Genomic DNA, 17,098 nt, shown 5'->3' on the forward strand with positions numbered 1-17,098 from the left:
TTCGGTCAGTCCGTCTGGCGGTCCGCGAGCCGGCCGGGGCCGCCCGGGTGACGGTCCGTGGGGGTGACCTCGGCTCCGAGGACCCGCAGGATCGTCGTCCAGTCCCTCTGGAGACTGCCCAGCCTCAGGGCCGGAAACGTCATGCTGTGGCTCAGTCCTCGTCCCAGCCCGCGCGCACCGCCCCGGTCGCGGAACTGGAGCCGGATCGTCAGCGGGCCCGCCGTCGCGACGAGGAGGGCCAAGGCCGCCTCCGGCACCGACGGGGTCTCGCCGGCCAGCACCTCCATCGCGATCCCGGCCGACTCCAACACCAGCACCGTGGCGATCTCGCGGCGGAAGCCGGTGTCGGAACTGCTGAGCCGACGGGTGACCTGGAGCATCCGCGCGTGCCGGCGGGCCACCTCGCGGGTACCGGCCGTGAACTCCTCCTTCGAGGGCAGCCGGCCATCCGCGAAACTGCCGTCCAGGAAGGCCGACAAAGTGTTGATGTACGCCCGCCACTCCTCCTCCCGACGCAGCAGCACCACGTCCGCCAGACCCAGCCCCGCGTACGAATTGGGTCCGTCGACCGCCCGGTGCAGGTCGTCGGCGATCAGGGCCCGCAGCAGCAGCCCGATGGCCTCCGGGTCGTTCTCGCGGGGATTCTCCCGGCGGAGTTCCTGGAGGGCCGATCGGGGCGGGGAGTCCGGCGGGGTGAGCGCCACCAGGCCGCTCGCGGTGGGGACGCCCAGGTTGTAGAGCAGGTCGATCAGCTGCTTGAAGGGCACGATGTGCGGCCCGTCGAGCAGCAGGTTCTCGTACGGTTCGGTGCCGGGCCGCGAAAGGAACCGCTGGTAGACGGCATTGCGCGTGATCGACTGGTCGTTGTCCTGGTCGCCGGCCCAGATGTAGAGGTCCCGCAGGATCCCGTCGCGCATGGCCTGGGCCTGCGCGATGGAGATGCCCAGGCTCGACGCCAGCTCGGCCGCGTCGAGCCGCTTCAGGACGGAGAGCTGCTGGGAGAACCAGTTGCCGATCCGGGCGGTGGTCGGCCCGTTGCGCGCGTCGTCCCAGTCGAAGCGGACGAGCGAGGGATCGGCCTCCTCCTCCAGCAACCGGCTCCACGCCGTGTGGACCCGGCGGTCGTAGCCCCAGGCGAAGTCGGTGGTGGCCGTGCGTTCGGCGAACAGGAAGGGGACGAGGGCGCGGGAGTTGAGCAGCTTGGCGAACGCGCCGCGCTCCAGCGGATCGGCGGTCGGCAGGTACGAGGAGTACAGCGCCTCGTTGTTGAGGATGAACGCCCGGTTCACGACCAGGGTCCCGCTGTTCACGAGGGAGCGGCGCAGTTCGCCGGCGGCGGCCGCGACCGTCTCGGGGGAGGGGCCGGACACCGCGTCCGGGTGCTGTCGGGAGGAGGCGAGTTCGGCGGGCAGCCACTGGTTGTCCAGGGCCTGGGCCATCACCGGATAGTCCGTGAGGTCGCCGAAGACCAACTGGTTCGGCTCCCGCCGCGCCGGTTGCAGCGGATTCAGCGGGGGGCCGTTCGGGTCACCCGCCGTCAGGACCTCCGCCCCCGCGGACGGCTCTTCCGGTTCACCTGACTGTTCCTGCTCGGACGTGCGAATGGACATGTGCGGCTCCCCCCAGATGACCGACTGACACAACTCCCTTGATTCTCCCACCAGATGGGGTCACGCCGCCGAACATTGGTTCCATCTCGCCACATCCGATGGGATCTTGACGGGTCTCGGACAGATCCCTGATGTCAAGGCAGTGTCCTAAGCACTGATCACTCGGTTAGATGAGTGTGGACACCAGAACGTCAGGGTTCGACGACCAGCCCGCGCTGAGCATGGTCAAGGTGCCGTGCGATCCCGCACAGGTCATCGTCAACCACGCCAGCTTCCGCGTGCGGCTCGCACCGAGCCCGAGCGCGCGTTCCAAGCCCGCGAGCGCCCCCGGCCGCGCACCCGTCCTCGGCGTCGCGGCCGCGGCCGCCGTCGCCGGGGCCACCCGCCGCCGGGCCCCCGTCGTCTGGAGCGGCAAGGCCGCCCCCGGCGACTCCGCGGCCATGGGGGGACTCCTCCAGGCCGTACGGGAGGCCGGGCGCGGCTCCGACGAGTACGACGGCGGCGCCACCCAGACCATCCCGCGCGTCGACCTCGCGCAGGACCTCGCCGACGACACCCTCGGCACGCCGACCGTCATCGGCCAGCGCACCTACGGGGACCCGGACGAGACGCGTCCGTTGGCCGCCGTACGGGACCTGTCGTACGGCCCGCGCGACGGCGACGGACCGGGCGGAGGCGGGATGGACTCCCGTCGGGCCGCCGCCGACTCCCGCGCCCAGGCCCAGTACTACCCCGGCCGCCGGATGAACCTGGGCGTCGTGCTGCTCCCGCTGCGCGTCTTCCTCGGTTTCATCTCCATCTACGCCGGCATGGGCAAGCTGTGCGACCCCGTCTACTTCGACGGCGGCGAACGCGGCTCCATGGTGACCTGGCTGCACACCCTCCAGCCGTGGGCACTCGCCGAGCCGCTGCGCGACTTCGCGCTCGCGCACCCGGTCGGCGCCGGCCTCAGCGTGGCATTCCTCCAGGTCATCGTCGGCGTGCTCACGGTCTTCGGCCTGTGGCAGCGGTTCGCCGCCAGCTTCGGGGCGCTGCTGTCGGCCGCCCTGCTGATGACGGTCAGCTGGAAGACCGTTCCCGCCTACGACGCGCCCGACATCATCTACCTGGCCGCCTGGAGCCCGCTGATCATCGCCGGCGCCCCCGTCTACTCCCTCGACGGACGCCTCGCCGGCGAGGCCTGGCGCACCCTCGGCCCGCGCAGCGAGGTCTGGCGGCTGCGCCGGCGGGTCCTGCGGCGCGGAGCCGTCATGGCCACCGTCGTCTGTGGACTCACCCTGCTCATCGGCTCGCTGCTCGGCGGCGCCGTCCGCTCCACCGCCGTGGTCACCGTCCCCGGACCGGGCCGCGCCCCCAGCAACTACCTGCCGGGGACCCCGCTGCCGCAGACCCCGACCAAGCAGCAGCCGTCGCCCCGACAGTCCGCCCCGAAGCAGCCCGCGAAGAAGGCCACGCCGTCGGCCGGAGCCTCGGCCCCGACCGGCAAGCCGAGCCGCGGCAGCACCGGTTCCCCGGCCCGCGAGACCGCCGGTGCCGGAGCGCAGTCGCCCTCCGCGACCCGCGGCGCCGGCAGCCAGAGCAGCCCGCGCAGCAGCGCCCCGCGCCAGTCCAGCCCGCAGAAGGCGCCGTCCTCGTCCTCCGGGAACGGCAGCGCGGGCAGCGCGACGGGCGGCAACGGCAGCGGTGGCGGCAGTGGCGGCACCCCGGCCAGGAAGCCCGGCCTGGTGGGCGGCCTGATCGGCGGCTGACCGGACGGAACGACGGTACGGGGGAGGGCCCGGCGCGCGAGGAGCGCGCCGGGCCCTCTCGCGTGCCGCCGTGCTTTCGCGGCCGGGTCGGTGAGGTGAATGATCGGGAGGTTCGGGGAGGGATCGGCCCGGGGAAGGATGGATCGGCCCGGGGAAGCGCTCAGGCGCCGCTCTGCGCGGCCAACTCCCTGGCGGCCTCGGTGAGGTCCTTGGCGGTGTCGATGGCCCGCCAGTAGGCGCCCTGGGGCAGCGGGAAGCCCGCCAGGCGGCGTTCCCGGGCCAGCCGGGGGAAGGTGGTCCGCTCGTGATCGCCCAACTCGGGCAGGAGTTCGGCGAACTCGGGGCCGAAGACGTACACGCCGGCGTTGACCGGATAGGGCGACGGCGGAGCCTCGATGAAGTCCAGCACCTGCCCGAACTCGTTCGTCTCCACGACCCCCCACGGGATCCGCGGGCGGGCCAGCGCGAGCGTCGCGGTCGCACCGCGCTCCGTGTGGAAGGCCGCCATCTCCCGCAGCGAGAACCGGGTCCAGATGTCGCCGTTGGTCGCGTACCAGGGCTGGTCGGGGTACGGGAGCCGGCGCGCGGCGTACTTCAGGCCGCCGCCACGCCCCAACGGCTCCTCCTCGACCACCGTGGTCACCCGCAGCGGCAGGCGCGCCCGGGCCAGCCAGTCCTGGAGGACCTCCGCGAGATGCCCGCAGGACACCACCGCGTCGGTGACCCCTTCGGAGGCGAGCCAGGCGAGTTGGTGCCCGATGATCGGGATCCCCGTGCCCGGGATCTCGACCATCGGCTTCGGCCGGTCGTCCGTATACGGGCGCAGCCGCGAACCCTGGCCACCCGCCAGGATCACTGCCTGGGTCGGGCGGGCCGGGAACGCGGCCGCGTCATGGGTGGATTGGGGTGCTGCGGAGGGAGCGTCGGTCATGGCGGTCAGAGTAGGGAGACCCCGACTCCGGCGGAGGGCGACGCGGCGTGCGTCAGCCCATGGAGGCGACGCCGGTCGCGTACGAGGTGTCGCACACGGGCCGGGCGAACGACTGCGCCTTCGTGGGCCCGTACGCGTCCACCGCGGCACGGCCGAGTGCCCGCGCGATGCCCACGCAGTGCGCGGCGAGGGACGGACGCCGGTCCACCTCCTGCTGGAGGTGCGTCAGGACCGCCCCGGGCTGTGCGCCGTCCTGCAGCTCGGTGAGCAGCTTGTCGCGCAGCACGTCCTGTGCGGCGCGCGGCTTCGCGGGGACGGACACACCCTCGGCGGACGCGGTCAGGACCTGGGACGAGGACGTGTCCGACCAGGGGACCATGGTGACCGCGAGGGTGCCGGACAGGACCAGGACGACGGGCAGGACCAGGGCGAGGGAACGGCCGATACGGCGGGCAGAGTGGGTCACGAGGGCGAGAGTAGCGCTCGGTGAGGATTTGGCGACATCCAGTCACTCGGTCGGGGGATGGTTCGACGTGGTTTTTCGAATAGAGGGTTGACGAGTAGGGCTGAATGGCCCGGTCTGCCGGGGTTCCCGCGGGGGTTGGCGGGGTAGTGGCGGCCGGGGCCGGCTCGGGTTCGGCCGCCGCTCTCGCGGTACCCACCGGCTGTCCGCGTACAACTCGTGCCGAAGGGGCGCCCCTTGGCGGAGCGCCCCTTCGTGTGTCACCCGTTCACGGCTCATCTGCCGCCGTGTGGACGTCAGTCGGAGAGGCGGGCGCCCGAGGACGTCGAGAACACGTGGATCTCGCCGCCGCGCGGCACCACGTGCAGGGTCGAGCCCTTCTCCGGGACCTGGCGGCCGTTCACGCGGACCACGATGTCCTGCTTGCCCTCGGCCTCGGAGGTCGAGCCGTAGACGTAGCCGTCGGCGCCGAGCTCCTCGACCACGTTCACGGTGATGGTCAGGCCGCCCGTGTCGCCGATGTCGAAGTGCTCGGGGCGGACGCCCACCGTGACGGTGCGGTCGCCCGCGTCGGCGGCGGCGGACAGCGCCTCGCGCGACACCGGGACGACGCTGTCGCCGAACTTCACGCCGCCGTCGGTGATCGGGACCTCGACCAGGTTCATGGCGGGCGAGCCGATGAAGCCGGCGACGAAGAGGTTCACGGGGCGGTCGTACATGTTGCGGGGGGTGTCCACCTGCTGGAGCAGGCCGTCCTTGAGGACCGCGACGCGGTCGCCCATCGTCATGGCCTCGACCTGGTCGTGGGTGACGTAGACGGTGGTGATGCCCAGGTCGCGCTGGAGGGCGGCGATCTGCGTACGGGTGGACACGCGGAGCTTGGCGTCCAGGTTCGACAGCGGCTCGTCCATCAGGAAGACCTGCGGCTTGCGGACGATCGCCCGACCCATCGCGACGCGCTGGCGCTGGCCGCCGGAGAGGGCCTTCGGCTTGCGGTCGAGGTACTGGGTGAGGTCCAGCATCTTCGCCGCGTCCTCCACCTTGCGGCGGATGGTCGCCTTGTCCTCGCCGGCGATCTTGAGCGCGAAGCCCATGTTGTCGGCGACGGACATGTGCGGGTAGAGCGCGTAGTTCTGGAACACCATCGCGATGTCCCGGTCCTTGGGCGGCAGGTGCGTGACGTCGCGGTCACCGATGCGGATGGAACCGCCGTTGACGTCCTCCAGGCCGGCGAGCATGCGCAGCGAGGTGGACTTGCCGCAGCCGGAGGGGCCGACGAGGACGAGGAACTCGCCGTCCTCGATCTCCAGCTGGAGCTGGTCCACGGCGGGCTTGTCGCCGCCGGGGTACAGCCGGGTCGCCTTGTCGAAAGTGACAGAAGCCATGGTGATGAATCCCTTCTACCGGCAGGAACGTGCCGGACGATCCGAGTGGAAGGTCTAGTCCAGTAATCGGACTCCGCCCGACGCTACCCCGGCCACGCCCGTTCTGTCAGCACCCGGAGGACGGCGACTTGGATGCCGTCGGGCGGGACGAGGCGACCCCGCGCCGGGCGGGGTGGGGTGCGCGGCGGACTGTCCGGTGCGTCCGTGAACGTGATGGCCCCGCGAATGGCCCGCTGTGTAAAGTGATGACGGTTGCGCCTCCTTAGCTCAGTCCGGCCAGAGCAACGCACTTGTAATGCGTAGGTCATCGGTTCGAATCCGATAGGGGGCTCCGCGCGTGAAGGCCCCGGATCCTTGTGGTCCGGGGCCTTCGGCGTGTGCCGGCGGGGGTCAGTGGCGGCCCGACACGCGGTTCGCGAGGCGGGCCAGGGCGGTGGTGTTCGGGGTGCCGGTGGCGCTCTCGCGGCGGTCCGCCTGGCGGTAGGCGGCGTACAGGGCGTGGACGCCGAGCCAGCGGAAGGGCTCCGGCTCCCAGCGGCGGACGCGGTGGTCGACCCAGGGGAGGGTGGTCAGCTCCGTGGAGTCGCCCAGGACGAGGTCGCGCAGGGTGCGGGCGGCGAGGTGGGAGGTGGCCACGCCGGAGCCGACGTAGCCGCCGGCCCAGCCGAGACCCGTGAGGCGGTCCAGGGTCACGCCGGCGCACCAGTCGCGGGGGACGCCGAGTACACCGGACCACGCGTGGGTGATCTCCGTACCGGCCAGCCGCGGGAAGAAGGAGGTCAGGAGCGTGGTGAGGGCGGTGACGGTGGCGGGGTCGGTGCTGCCCGTGTTCTCGGCGCCGGCCGCGCGCGAGGCGAAGCGGTACGGGGCGCCGCGGCCGCCGATCGCGATGCGGTCGTCGGCGGTGCGCTGGGCGTACATGTAGGCGTGGGCCATGTCGCCCAGCACCTCCCGGCCGGACCAGGCGAGGGAGTCCCAGACCTCGGGCGCCAGCGGGGCCGTCGCGATCATCGAGGAGTTCATCGGGAGCCAGGACCGCTTCTGGCCCTTGAGGGCGGCCGTGAAGCCCTCCGTGCAGCGCAGTACGTACGGGGCCCGGACGGTGCCGTGGGCGGTGACGGCCCGGCCGGGGGCGATGTCGGTGACGGGGGTGGACTCGTGGATGACGACGCCCAGCCGTTCGCAGGCGGCGGCCAGGCCCAGGACGAGCTTCAGGGGGTGGACGCGGGCGCCGTGCGGGGACCAACTGGAGCCCACGGCGTCGGCGATGTCGACGCGGGCCCGGGTGTCGGTGGCGTCGTACAGCTCGCGGTCGCTCTCGCCGAAGGCGAGCTCGGCGGCGTGGAAGGCCTTGAGGCGGGCCAGTTGGGCGGGGGTGCGGGCGACTTCGAGGACGCCGCCGTGGTGGATGTCGGCGTCGATGCCCTCCTTGGCGGCGGTGCGGATGACCTCGGTGACGGTGTCGTTCATGGCCCGCTGGAGGCGGCGCGCGGCGTCGTGGCCGTGGAGTTCGGCGTAGCGGTCGCGGCCGGCGACACCGTTGTAGAGCCAGCCGCCGTTGCGGCCGGAGGCCCCGTAGCCGCAGGTCTTCTGCTCCAGGACGGTGACGCGGAGGTCGGGTGCGGAGGTCTTGAGGTGGTAGGCGGTCCACAGGCCGGTGTAGCCGCCGCCGACGATGACGACGTCGGCCGTGGCGTCGCCGGTGAGGGGGGTGCGGGGCGGCCGGGGGGCGCCGGCGTCCGTCGCGTGCCAGAAGGAGATTCCGCCGTTGATCGTCATGGGGGAGTTGCTACACCTCGTCGCGAAGGGGTGTCCAGGGACGCGGTGCCGGGTCCCCGGGCGGGATCCGCGGCCTTCTGGCTGATGCGGCGGGTGCGCGGGAGGACGTAGGCGCGCCGTCGGCCGGGGGCGGGTCAGGGGCGGCGGCCGGCCACGAACCAGCGGGCGGGGAGCATCACGGGGGTGCCGTCGGCGCCGGTCTCGCTCATCGCCAGGGCCGTCGCGCCCTCGTCGAGGACGTGCAGGCCGGCGTCGCGCAGCAGCCCGGCGATCTCGCCCTCGGCGACCTCGCCGGGCCGCAGGTCGTGTTCCTTGACGCGGCGCAGTTTCGGGGAGGGCCCGCCGGTCCGTTCGGCGTGGTCCTGGAGGACGGCCTTCGCCTCGCCGGTCGGTTCCAGGACCAGCGCCCGGCCGCGGTCCCCGACGAGGGTGGCGACGGACGCGGCGACCGCCGGCCGGTCCTCGGGGTCGCTCTGGTGCAGGACGGCCCGCATGTAGACGTGGGTGTCGCCGAGCCGGTCGTGGAGGGCGTGGGCCTGGGCGTCGTCGGCCAGGTTCAGCTGCTCGTACGTGGCGGTGCCCGCCGGGTCGGCGCGGCGGGCGTGCGCGACGGCCGCCGCGCACAGGTCGACGCCGACGACGACGGCGAACCGGGTGGCGAGGTGGCGGGTCTGGGTGCCGTTCCCGCAGCCGAGGTCCGCGAGGGGCAGGGCGGGGTCGGCGTGGGGGGTGAGGAGGGCGATGTCCCGTTCGGCGGTCAGGGAGGCGTCCGCGTCCCAGAACGCTTCGCCCGCTTCGCCGTTGCTCTGCTCCCAGAAGCCGTCCCAGGCCTTGCGGTAGCGGTCGGACACGGTCATGTGTGGTTCTCCCTCGGTGCTCCGGCATACCGGTGTCGACGGGGTGCGTACCCCGGGTGGCGGCGGGTCATCCGGGGTCCGGCGCGGCACAGGTGTGCGGACGTAGGGTCGGGAGGATGGTGGAGATTCCGACCGGATTGGTCGAGGCCCAGATCAGGTACAACGGCGACGCGGGGCGGGAGTTCATCGCCGTGTTGCCGGCGCGGGCGGCGGAGTTCCTGGAGCGGTGGGAGCTGACGCGGACGGGCCCGGGGCTGCACGGGGTGACGGCGTTGGTGCTTCCGGTGGAGCGGTCCGACGGCACACCGGCCGCGCTGAAGTTGCAGGCGTTGGACGAGGAGAGCGCGGGGGAGCACCTCGCGCTGCGGGCGTGGGGCGGGGACGGCAGCGTACGGCTGCTGGACCACGACGCGTCGACGGGCACGATGCTGCTGGAACGGCTGGACTCGGACCGGCACCTGTCGGTGCTCGCCGCCCGGGACGTGCGGCAGGCGGTACGGGTGATCGCGGAACTGTTGGCGCGGTTGACGGCCCTGCCGGCCCCGGCGGGACTGCGCGGCCTGGGCGACGTGGCGGGCGCGATGCTGGCGGACGTGCCCGCCGCGCTCGGGCGGGTGGACGAGCGGGGGCGCGGGGTGCTGCGGAACTGCGCGGCGGCGGTGGCGGAGGTGATGGGGGAGCCGGGGGATCGGCTGCTCCACTGGGACCTGCACTACGACAACGTGCTCGCGGGCGGGCGGGAGCCGTGGTTGGCGATCGACCCGAAGCCGCTGTCCGGCGATCCGGCGTTCGACCTGATGCCGGCGATCGGCGACCACTTCGCGGCGGACGACGTGTGGTGGCGCCTCGACCTGATGACGGAGGTGATGGGCCTGGACCGGGATCGGGCTCGGGCCTGGACGTTGGGGCGGGTGTTGCAGAACTGCCTGTGGGACGTGGAGGACGAGGAGCCCTTGCAGGAGGAGCAGTTGGTGACCGCCGAACTGCTGTTGGCCGGCCGCCGGGTGGGGTGAGGGCCGGCGGGCGGGGTGACGACGGACGCGGGGTGAAGGTCGCAGGGCGGGGTGACGGTCGCCTGGCGGGGTGACGGTCGGCCGGGCTCAGGGGACGAGGACGACCTTGCCCGTGGTGTCGCGCGACACGAGGGCGTCGTGGGCGGCGGCCGCCCGGGACAGGGGATAGCGCTGGATCGACGGCCGCAGTCGGCCGGCCGCGGCCTCCGCGAGGGCCCGGGTCTCCAGGGCGCGAATCGGGTCCGGGTCGCCGACGCGTCGCATCATCGCCGGGCCGAGGACGACCTCGCTGGTGACGCTGCGGGCCGTGAGGGCGGCGTGCTCGGCGTCGGTGAGGGTGAGCTCGCCGCCCGACCAGCCGAAGACGAGCCGGCGACCGCCGGGCGCGAGCAGGTCGAGGGCCGCCCGTGCGACGGCCCCGCCGACGGAGTCGAAGACGACGTCCACCCCGCCGGGGTGGTGGGCGCGTACGGCCTCCGCCCAACCGGGGTCGTTGTAGTCGAGGGCGAGGTCGGCGCCGTTGGCGTGGGCCAGGCCCGCCTTGACGGAACCACCGGCGAGGGCGACGACGGTGGCGCCCGCGTTCTTCGCGTACTGCACGAGCAGCGTGCCGATGCCGCCGGCGGCGGCCGTGACGACCGCGACGGAGCCCGGTCCGAGGTCGGCGAACCCGAGGATCCCCAGGGTGGTGCGGCCGGTCCCGATCATGGCGACGGCCCGGGCGGCGTCGAGGCCCGGTGGTACGGGGTGCAGCCGGTCGGCGGCGGCGACCGCGTACTCGGCGTACCCGCCGGGGGCGAACCCGAGGTGGACGACGACCTCGCGCCCGAGCCAGGCGGGATCGGTGCCGGGCCCCAGGGCGTCGACGGTGCCGGCGACCTCCCGGCCGGGGACGGTCGGAAGCTCGGGGAGGGCGGGGGCCGGCCCCTGGACGCCCTGGCGGAGCGCGGTGTCGAGGAGGTGGACACCGGCGGCGGCGACGGCGATCCGGACCTGCCCGGGGGCGGGCACGGGTACGGGCACGCGCTCGTAGGTGAGGTTCTCGGCGGGGCCGAAGGCGTGCAGGCGCACGGCGTTCATGGTGTCGGGGGTGGCGGTCGCGCCCGGGCGGGTGTTCGTGTCGGGGGTGGTGTTCATGGGCTCAGCCTCGGACCTCGACCGGGGTTGAGGTCAAGGGTTGCCGGGGGTTGCCGGGGTCCCCGGGGGTCTTCGGGGCCTCCGATGACCGTCGGGGTTCTTCGGGTGTCTTCGAGGGCCCGCGGGGGGCTTCGGGGCTTTGTCAGTGCGGTGGGCCACGATGGGGCGATGGTGCGAAACGAGCGGGCTCGGACGGTGAAGGCGGCGCGACGGCCGGAGGTGCGGCTGCCGGAGCTCGCGGCGTGGCCGGGCGGCGAACTGGAGCCGGACGGGGACTACGACGGGCTCGAGTTCGCGGACCTCGACCTGGTCGGGCAGGAGGGGATCGGGGCGCGGTTCATGGACTGCGCGCTGCGGCGGTGCGCACTGGACGAGACGGGGCTGACGAAGGCCCGTTTCCTGGACTCGGTACTGGAGGGGGTGAGGGGGGTGGGAACGGACCTGTCGGGGGCCTCGCTGCGGGACGTGGAACTGGTGGAGGCCCGCCTGGGCGGGATCCAACTGCACGGCGCCGTACTGGAACGGGTCGTCGTACGGGGCGGCAAGATCGACTACCTGAACCTGCGCGGCGCCCGCCTCAAGGACGTGGTGTTCGAGGGGTGCGTGCTGGTCGAACCGGACTTCGGGGGCGCGGTGCTGGAGTGCGTGGAGTTCCGGGAGTGCACCCTGCGCGGGGCGGACTTCAGCGGGGCGCGGATGACGGACGTGGACCTGCGGGAAGCGACCGAGCTGGGCATCGCACGCGGTGTGGACGCGCTGTCGGGGGCGGTGATCAGCCCGTCGCAGCTGTTCGACCTGGCTCCGGCACTGGCGGCTCAGCTCGGGCTGCGGGTGGTGCCGTAGGCGGGGGCGGGGGTGGGGGCTACGCGGGGACGCGGGGGAAGCGGGACTGGAGCGTCCAGATGACCGGGTTGTCGCCGAGCCCGTCGTGCATGTCGACGAGGTCCGCGATCACGTCGTGCAGGAAGTCCCGGGCCTCGCGGCGCAACAGGCGGTGCGTGAAGGTCAGCGGGTCCTCCTCGGCCGGCATCCAGTCGGCCTCGATGTCCACCCAGCCGAAGCGGCGCTCGAACAGCATCCGGTCGCTGGACTCGGTGAAGTCCAGTTCGGCGTACTGCCGGTTGGCGGAACGGCTTCCGCGCGGGTCCTGGTCGAGTTGCTCGACGATGTCGCAGAGCGCCCAGGCGAAGTCCAGTACCGGAACCCATCCCCAGGCTGTGGACACTTCCCGGTCCGCGTGGGTGTCGGCGAGGTAGACGTCCCCGCAGAACAGGTCGTGGCGCAGCGTGTGGACGTCCGCCGAGCGGTAGTCGGTCTGCGGGGGGTCGGGGAAGCGCCGGGAGAGGGAGTAACCGATGTCGAGCACGTACCCGATGGTGTCACGGGCGCGCCCCTCCCGGCGCCGGGGCCCCGGGAGGGCCCGTTGATCAACGGACGTTGACGGCCGTCCACGCGGCGGCGACCCGGGCGACCTGCACACTGCCCGCGCCGTGCAGTTCGGTCGCGGCCTGGAGGGTGGCCGCGCGGGCGCGGGAGTAGTTCGTCGTGGAGGTCATGTACCGGGTGAGAGCCCGGTACCAGATGAGGGTGGCCTCCTCGCGGCCGATGCCGAGCAGCTTGGAACCGTCGTGGGTGGGGGAGTCGTAGGAGACGCCGTTGATCACCTTGGGGCCGCTGCCCTCGGCGAGCAGGTAGTAGAAGTGCCGGGCGGGACCCGAGGCGGCGTGCGGATCGAGGGAGCCGAGGTCACGGGACCAGTAGTCGCGGGAGACCCCGTCCGCGCTCGGGCGGTCCATGCGGTGGGGCGGACCGTCGAAGGCGCGCTCGCCGAGGAGGTAGTCGCCGATGTCGACCTTGTTGTCGGCGAAGAACTCCCCGGCGGTGGCCAGGATGTCGGAGGTGCCCTCGTTGAGCGCGCCCGGCTCCCCGGAGTACCCGAGGCCGGCGGTGGAGGCGGTCAGACCGTGGGCGAGCTCGTGGCCGACGACGTCGAGGCTGGTGGGCGGGCGGCCGGGAACGGAACCGTCGCCGTAGCTGACGCAGGCGCAACTGCCGTCGAAGAAGGCGTTGCCGAAGTTCGTGCCGTAATGGACGCGCGAGGTGGTCCCCACACCGTCCCCGCGCACGCCGGCCCGGCCGAAGGCGGCCAGGTAGAAGTCCCAGGTCACGGCGGTGCCGTACTGGACGTCCACGGCGGCGGTCTGCCGGTTCGCGGCGGTGCCGCTGCCCCAGACGTTGTCGGCGTCGGTGAAGAGGACCCCGGGGCCGGAGGTCTGGTTGAGGGCGTCGAGCGTGCGCTGATCGCCGCGCGAGGGGTCGCGGAGCTGGTACGTGGTCCCGACGCGGGTGGTGGAGAGGGGCACGGTGCCGGCGTACTGACTGCGCCCGGTTCCCTGCGGGGTGGCGGGGGTTCCGGGTGCGGTGCCTGTGGTGCCTGTGGTGGTGGCGGTGGTGGCGGTGGTGGCGGTCCCCTGCGGGGTGGTGGTGGTGCCTGCGGTGGTGGTTCCGGGTGCGGTGCCCGCGGCGGTGGCGGTCGCGGTGAGGGCCGTGAGGGTGGCGGCGGTGCCGAGGAGGACGGCGAGACGGGTGAAGGTGGTCACTCGGGCTGCTCCTTTGGGGGCCGGGCCGGGTGGGCCGGGGGCCGGGGCCGGGTGTGGTGGCGGCGCGGAGCGAGCGTGTCACCGGGCGGGGGTGACATGGCAGGGGCATGGCGGGAATCGGGGCGGGGTTGTCCGAACCGCGCGCCCGCCTGTCCGGAACCCCACGGGTCCCCTGCGGGGTGCGGTTCGGGGGTCTCCGGGCCGAGCCCCGGGGCCCGGGCCCCGCGCCGAGCCCCGGGCCGGGGTTGCCAGAGGCCCGCGCCACCGTCGCGCGAAGCGGCCCCGGCTCCGCCGGGCGTCACGGGGCTCCGCCCCGTACCCCGCGCCTCAAACGCCGGCGGGGCTGGATTGGGCGGCCCGTACCGGAAGGGCACCCGCCCCCCCAGCCTCGCCGGCGCTTGAGGCGCCCGGCGCAGCCGGGGCCGGCGGCAACCGGCCGCAACCACCACCCGGCGCAGCCGGGCCCCGCAGCCGGGCCCCGCAGCCGGGCCCCGCAGCCGGGCCCCGCAGCCGGGCCCCGCAGCCGGGCCCCGCAGCCGGGCCCCGCAGCCGGGCCCCGCAGCCGGGCCCCGCAGCCGGGCCCCGCAGCCGGGCCCCGCAGCCGGGCCCCGCAGCCGGGCCCCGCAGCCGGGCCCCGCAGCCGGGCCCCGCAGCCGGGCCCCGCAGCCGGGCCCCGCAGCCGGGCCCCGCAGCCGGGGCCGGCAGCAACCGGCCGGACCACCAACCACCCGGCGCAGCCGGGCACCGCGGCCGGGGCCGGTGGTAATCGACCGCGAGCGGTCCTCAAGGCAGCAGGCGCTGTTCCTTCGCCACCGACACCGCCCCCGCGCGCGTGTCCACGCCGAGCTTGTCGTAGATGCGGCCCAGGTGGGTCTTGACCGTGGCTTCGCTGATGAACAGGGCCCGGGCGATGTCCCGGTTGCCGAGGCCGCGGGCCAGTTGGCCCAGGATGTCCAGTTCACGGTCCGTCAGGGTGGGCCGGGTGCCCCGCATGTGGGCCATCACCCGGCTGGCCACCGGCGCGGAGAGCGTGGTGCGGCCGGCCGCCGCGGAGTGGATCGCGGCGAAGAGTTCCTCGGGGCGTTCCGCCTTGAGGAGGTAGCCGGTGGCGCCCGCCCCGATGGCCCGGGTGATGTCGGCGTCGGTGTCGTAGGTGGTGAGTACCAGCACGTGCGGCGGGTCGGTGAGCGCCGTGATGCGGCGGGTGGCTTCGACGCCGTCGATGCCCTCGCCGAGTTGGAGGTCCATCAGGACCACGTCGGGGCGGAGTTTGGCGGCCAGTGCGACGGCTTCCTCGCCGCTGCCGGCTTCGCCGAGCACCTCGATGTCGGGTTCGCTGCCCAGCAGGGCGAGCAGGCCGGCGCGGACCACCACGTGGTCGTCGCAGAGCAGGATCGTGGTCATCCGGTGGGCTCCAGGGGGATCGAGGCGGAGAGGACCGTGCCCTCGCCCGGGGTGGATTCGACGGTGAGGTCGCCGCCGAGCTGGCTGACGCGGGCGCGTATGGCCGGGAGTCCGTGGCCGCGGTGGCCGGGTACGGGCCCGCCGGGGACGGGCCCGCCGGGGACGGGCCCTCCGGGGACGGGCCCGCCGGGGACGGGCCCGCCGGGGAGACCGGGACCGGCCGCGCGAGGTAGGGCCCCGGCCGGGGCGGATCCGCCCCGGCCGGCGGCCTGCGGGGATTGCCTGAAGCCGTGGCCGTCGTCCGCGATGTCCAGGACCACCTGGTCGCCCAGGAAGCTCAGGGTGAGGGCGGCGGTTCGGGCGCCGGAGTGTTCGCGGACGTTGGCCAGCGCGCCTTGGGCGATCCGCAGGAGGGCGGATTCGGCCCGGTCCGGGAGGGGGGTCGGGGTGCCCTCCAGGTGGAAGCGGACCTCGATGTCGGGGCCCGCGTCGAGTGCGCGCAGGGCGTCGGCGAGGCCGGCGCCGCCCGCGAGTTCCGGCGGGGCCAGGTCGTGGACCAGCCGGCGGGCCTCGGCGAGGCCGCGCGCGGCGATGTCGGTGGCGGTACGGACGTGCGCGCGGGCGGTGCCGGGGTCGCTGTCCCAGGTGCGGTCGGCGGCCTGGAGCAGCATCTGCTGGCTCGACAGGTGCTGGGCCAGGGTGTCGTGGATCTCCATGGACAGTCGCTGGCGTTCCGCGAGGGTGCCCTCGCGGCGCTCGGTGGCGGCGAGTTCCCGGCGGGTGCGGATCAGGTCGTCGATCAGGACGCGCTGGGCCTCGGCCTGGCGTTCGGTGTGGACGAAGACGGCCGTGGCGAGCGCGGCGACCGCGGGCGGGGCGAGCAGCAGGTTCGGGTCGAAGTCCTGGGACAGCTTCAGCTGGGCGGCCACCACGAACACGGTGAGCAGGGCCACGAGCACGACGGCCGCGCGGGGCGGCAGGGTGCGCAGTCCCGTGTAGAAGAGCGGTACGGCACACCACGCGAAGCTCGGCGCGAGGACGACGAGGACCACCCAGGTGGCCACCACCAGGCCGAGCCACAGGAGCCGGCGCAGGGTGGGTGCGGCGCCGAGGGCGGGGCCCAGGACGTACAGCAGGGCGAGGACGATGCTGAGCGCGATGATCCACGGGGTGCGGGGCTCGCCGGGGTGCCGGAGCAGGAAGCGGGCCACGGATGCGCCGAGGAGCAGGAAGAACGCCGTGTGCATGACGGTGGCCAGGGCGCGGGTGTCGGGTTTCCGCGGCGGTGCGTGGCTCACGGGGTGCTCCTGGGGTGGGGTGGTGCGTACGTCCATCCTGACGCGTCGGCGAGGCCTTCGAACGGAGCCGCCGGTGCGCGCGCCGATCGCGGGCGCGCTCTGACCAGCCAATCCGCCCGAGCACCCGGCGCGCATCGACCGATCGGTCGACCCCCGGGTCATCCGGTGCGCCGGCCGTCGCGAGCCGGTACGGCGACGGGCGGACGGGGTTCCCGGGCCGAGGCTTGGAGCAGCAGGAAACGAGTCCGACGCATCCAGGAGCAGACATGAACACCCGCACCCGCGTTCTCACCGGTACCGCTCTCGCCGTCGCGCTCGGCGCCGGGACCTTCGGCGCCGCCGGCGCGAGCGCCGCGCAGAGCGAGTCCGCCCCGGCCGCCGCCGTCCAGGCCGCTTCCTCGAAGAAGGACGACGACAGGAACTTCACCACCTCGACCCACCTCACCGTCGACGCCGCCTCCCGCGCCGCCCAGGCCGCGCTCAAGGCCGCCGAGAAGGAGGGCCAGAAGGTGACGGTCGCGGTCGTGGACCGCAACGGCAACACCCTGGTCACCCTGCGCGGCGACGGCGCCGGCCCGCAGTCCTACGAGTCGGCGCAGCGCAAGGCCTACACGGCCGTGTCCTGGAACGCCCCGACCTCGGTGCTGGCCGGCCGGCTCGCCCAGACCCCGAACCTGAAGGACATCCCCGGCACCCTCTTCCTCGGTGGCGGCACCCCGGTCCAGGCCAAGGGCGCCCCGGTCGCCGGCATCGGCGTGGCCGGCGCCCCGAGCGGCGACCTGGACGAGAAGTTCGCGAAGGCCGGCGCGGACTCCCTCGCCAACTGACCCCGCCCGGCCCTGTCGACGCCGTATGCCCCGCCCGGCCCTGTCG

Annotated in this window: 15 protein-coding genes and 1 tRNA gene; 5 read left to right on the plus strand and 11 right to left on the minus strand. The window is 73.9% G+C overall.

All coding sequences use genetic code 11. The features are described from left to right. Positions 1 to 5: 5 nt before the first annotated feature. On the minus strand, positions 6 to 1,610 hold the full coding sequence (locus OHA84_RS20195) for a hypothetical protein (RefSeq protein ID WP_266970410.1): 1,605 nt from the start codon (positions 1,608 to 1,610) through the stop codon (positions 6 to 8). Between the two features lie 170 nt (positions 1,611 to 1,780). On the opposite strand from OHA84_RS20195, the gene OHA84_RS20200 reads away from it, so the two are divergent. Beyond that, the gene (locus tag OHA84_RS20200) at positions 1,781 to 3,358 is read left to right on the plus strand and encodes a DoxX family protein (RefSeq protein WP_266970408.1); all 1,578 of its coding nucleotides are present in this window, start codon (positions 1,781 to 1,783) and stop codon (positions 3,356 to 3,358) included. A 160-nt stretch (positions 3,359 to 3,518) separates the two neighbouring features. On the opposite strand, the gene OHA84_RS20205 is transcribed toward OHA84_RS20200, so the two are convergent. The 3 genes from OHA84_RS20205 to OHA84_RS20215 all read right to left on the minus strand — a co-directional run bounded on the left by OHA84_RS20205 (position 3,519) and on the right by OHA84_RS20215 (position 6,137). Next, on the minus strand, positions 3,519 to 4,289 hold the full coding sequence (locus OHA84_RS20205) for a nucleotidyltransferase family protein (protein ID WP_078999202.1): 771 nt from the start codon (positions 4,287 to 4,289) through the stop codon (positions 3,519 to 3,521). Positions 4,290 to 4,341: 52 nt separating this feature from the next. After that, the gene (locus OHA84_RS20210) at positions 4,342 to 4,755 is read right to left on the minus strand and encodes a hypothetical protein (RefSeq protein WP_053680849.1); all 414 of its coding nucleotides are present in this window, start codon (positions 4,753 to 4,755) and stop codon (positions 4,342 to 4,344) included. 293 nt (positions 4,756 to 5,048) lie between these two features. Next, positions 5,049 to 6,137, minus strand: coding sequence for an ABC transporter ATP-binding protein (locus tag OHA84_RS20215; protein ID WP_053680852.1), 1,089 nt, complete (start codon positions 6,135 to 6,137; stop codon positions 5,049 to 5,051). Between the two features lie 256 nt (positions 6,138 to 6,393). Here OHA84_RS20215 and OHA84_RS20220 point away from each other — a divergent pair. Then, a tRNA-Thr gene (locus tag OHA84_RS20220) sits at positions 6,394 to 6,468 on the plus strand. Positions 6,469 to 6,527: 59 nt separating this feature from the next. Here OHA84_RS20220 and OHA84_RS20225 read toward each other — a convergent pair. Together OHA84_RS20225 and OHA84_RS20230 are read right to left on the minus strand one after the other, a co-directional pair. Then, on the minus strand, positions 6,528 to 7,916 hold the full coding sequence (locus OHA84_RS20225; RefSeq protein ID WP_266970405.1) for an FAD-binding oxidoreductase: 1,389 nt from the start codon (positions 7,914 to 7,916) through the stop codon (positions 6,528 to 6,530). A 134-nt stretch (positions 7,917 to 8,050) separates the two neighbouring features. Next, positions 8,051 to 8,773: a methyltransferase domain-containing protein gene (locus OHA84_RS20230; protein WP_266970403.1), complete on the minus strand. Its 723-nt coding sequence runs from the start codon at positions 8,771 to 8,773 to the stop codon at positions 8,051 to 8,053. Positions 8,774 to 8,889: 116 nt separating this feature from the next. Here OHA84_RS20230 and OHA84_RS20235 point away from each other — a divergent pair, with 116 nt between their 5' ends. Then, positions 8,890 to 9,786 carry an aminoglycoside phosphotransferase family protein gene (locus OHA84_RS20235; RefSeq protein WP_266970402.1) on the plus strand — a complete coding sequence of 299 codons (897 nt, stop codon included), beginning with the start codon at positions 8,890 to 8,892 and terminating at the stop codon, positions 9,784 to 9,786. Positions 9,787 to 9,873: 87 nt separating this feature from the next. Here OHA84_RS20235 and OHA84_RS20240 read toward each other — a convergent pair whose 3' ends face one another. Continuing rightward, positions 9,874 to 10,866 (minus strand): zinc-binding dehydrogenase, encoded by a 993-nt coding sequence (locus tag OHA84_RS20240; RefSeq protein WP_266974023.1) that lies wholly within the window; start codon positions 10,864 to 10,866, stop codon positions 9,874 to 9,876. A gap of 225 nt (positions 10,867 to 11,091) precedes the next feature. Here OHA84_RS20240 and OHA84_RS20245 point away from each other — a divergent pair, with 225 nt between their 5' ends. Then, positions 11,092 to 11,766 (plus strand): pentapeptide repeat-containing protein, encoded by a 675-nt coding sequence (locus OHA84_RS20245; protein ID WP_266970400.1) that lies wholly within the window; start codon positions 11,092 to 11,094, stop codon positions 11,764 to 11,766. A gap of 19 nt (positions 11,767 to 11,785) precedes the next feature. Here the strand turns inward: OHA84_RS20245 and OHA84_RS20250 are convergent, their stop codons facing one another. From OHA84_RS20250 to OHA84_RS20265, 4 genes are all read right to left on the minus strand, one after another. Then, positions 11,786 to 12,289 (minus strand): hypothetical protein, encoded by a 504-nt coding sequence (locus OHA84_RS20250; RefSeq protein WP_053678538.1) that lies wholly within the window; start codon positions 12,287 to 12,289, stop codon positions 11,786 to 11,788. 61 nt (positions 12,290 to 12,350) lie between these two features. After that, positions 12,351 to 13,523 carry a M4 family metallopeptidase gene (locus OHA84_RS20255; protein ID WP_266970398.1) on the minus strand — a complete coding sequence of 391 codons (1,173 nt, stop codon included), beginning with the start codon at positions 13,521 to 13,523 and terminating at the stop codon, positions 12,351 to 12,353. A gap of 783 nt (positions 13,524 to 14,306) precedes the next feature. After that, the gene (locus OHA84_RS20260; RefSeq protein WP_053681157.1) at positions 14,307 to 14,927 is read right to left on the minus strand and encodes a response regulator transcription factor; all 621 of its coding nucleotides are present in this window, start codon (positions 14,925 to 14,927) and stop codon (positions 14,307 to 14,309) included. Further along, positions 14,924 to 16,261: a sensor histidine kinase gene (locus tag OHA84_RS20265; RefSeq protein WP_266970395.1), complete on the minus strand. Its 1,338-nt coding sequence runs from the start codon at positions 16,259 to 16,261 to the stop codon at positions 14,924 to 14,926. The genes OHA84_RS20260 and OHA84_RS20265 overlap by 4 nt, the downstream gene beginning before the upstream one ends. A 230-nt stretch (positions 16,262 to 16,491) precedes the next feature. On the opposite strand from OHA84_RS20265, the gene OHA84_RS20270 reads away from it, so the two are divergent. Continuing rightward, on the plus strand, positions 16,492 to 17,052 hold the full coding sequence (locus tag OHA84_RS20270) for a heme-binding protein (protein ID WP_053681152.1): 561 nt from the start codon (positions 16,492 to 16,494) through the stop codon (positions 17,050 to 17,052). Positions 17,053 to 17,098: the final 46 nt, after the last annotated feature.

The sequence above is a fragment of the Streptomyces sp. NBC_00513 genome (genome assembly GCF_041431415.1).
Classification (GTDB): domain Bacteria; phylum Actinomycetota; class Actinomycetes; order Streptomycetales; family Streptomycetaceae; genus Streptomyces.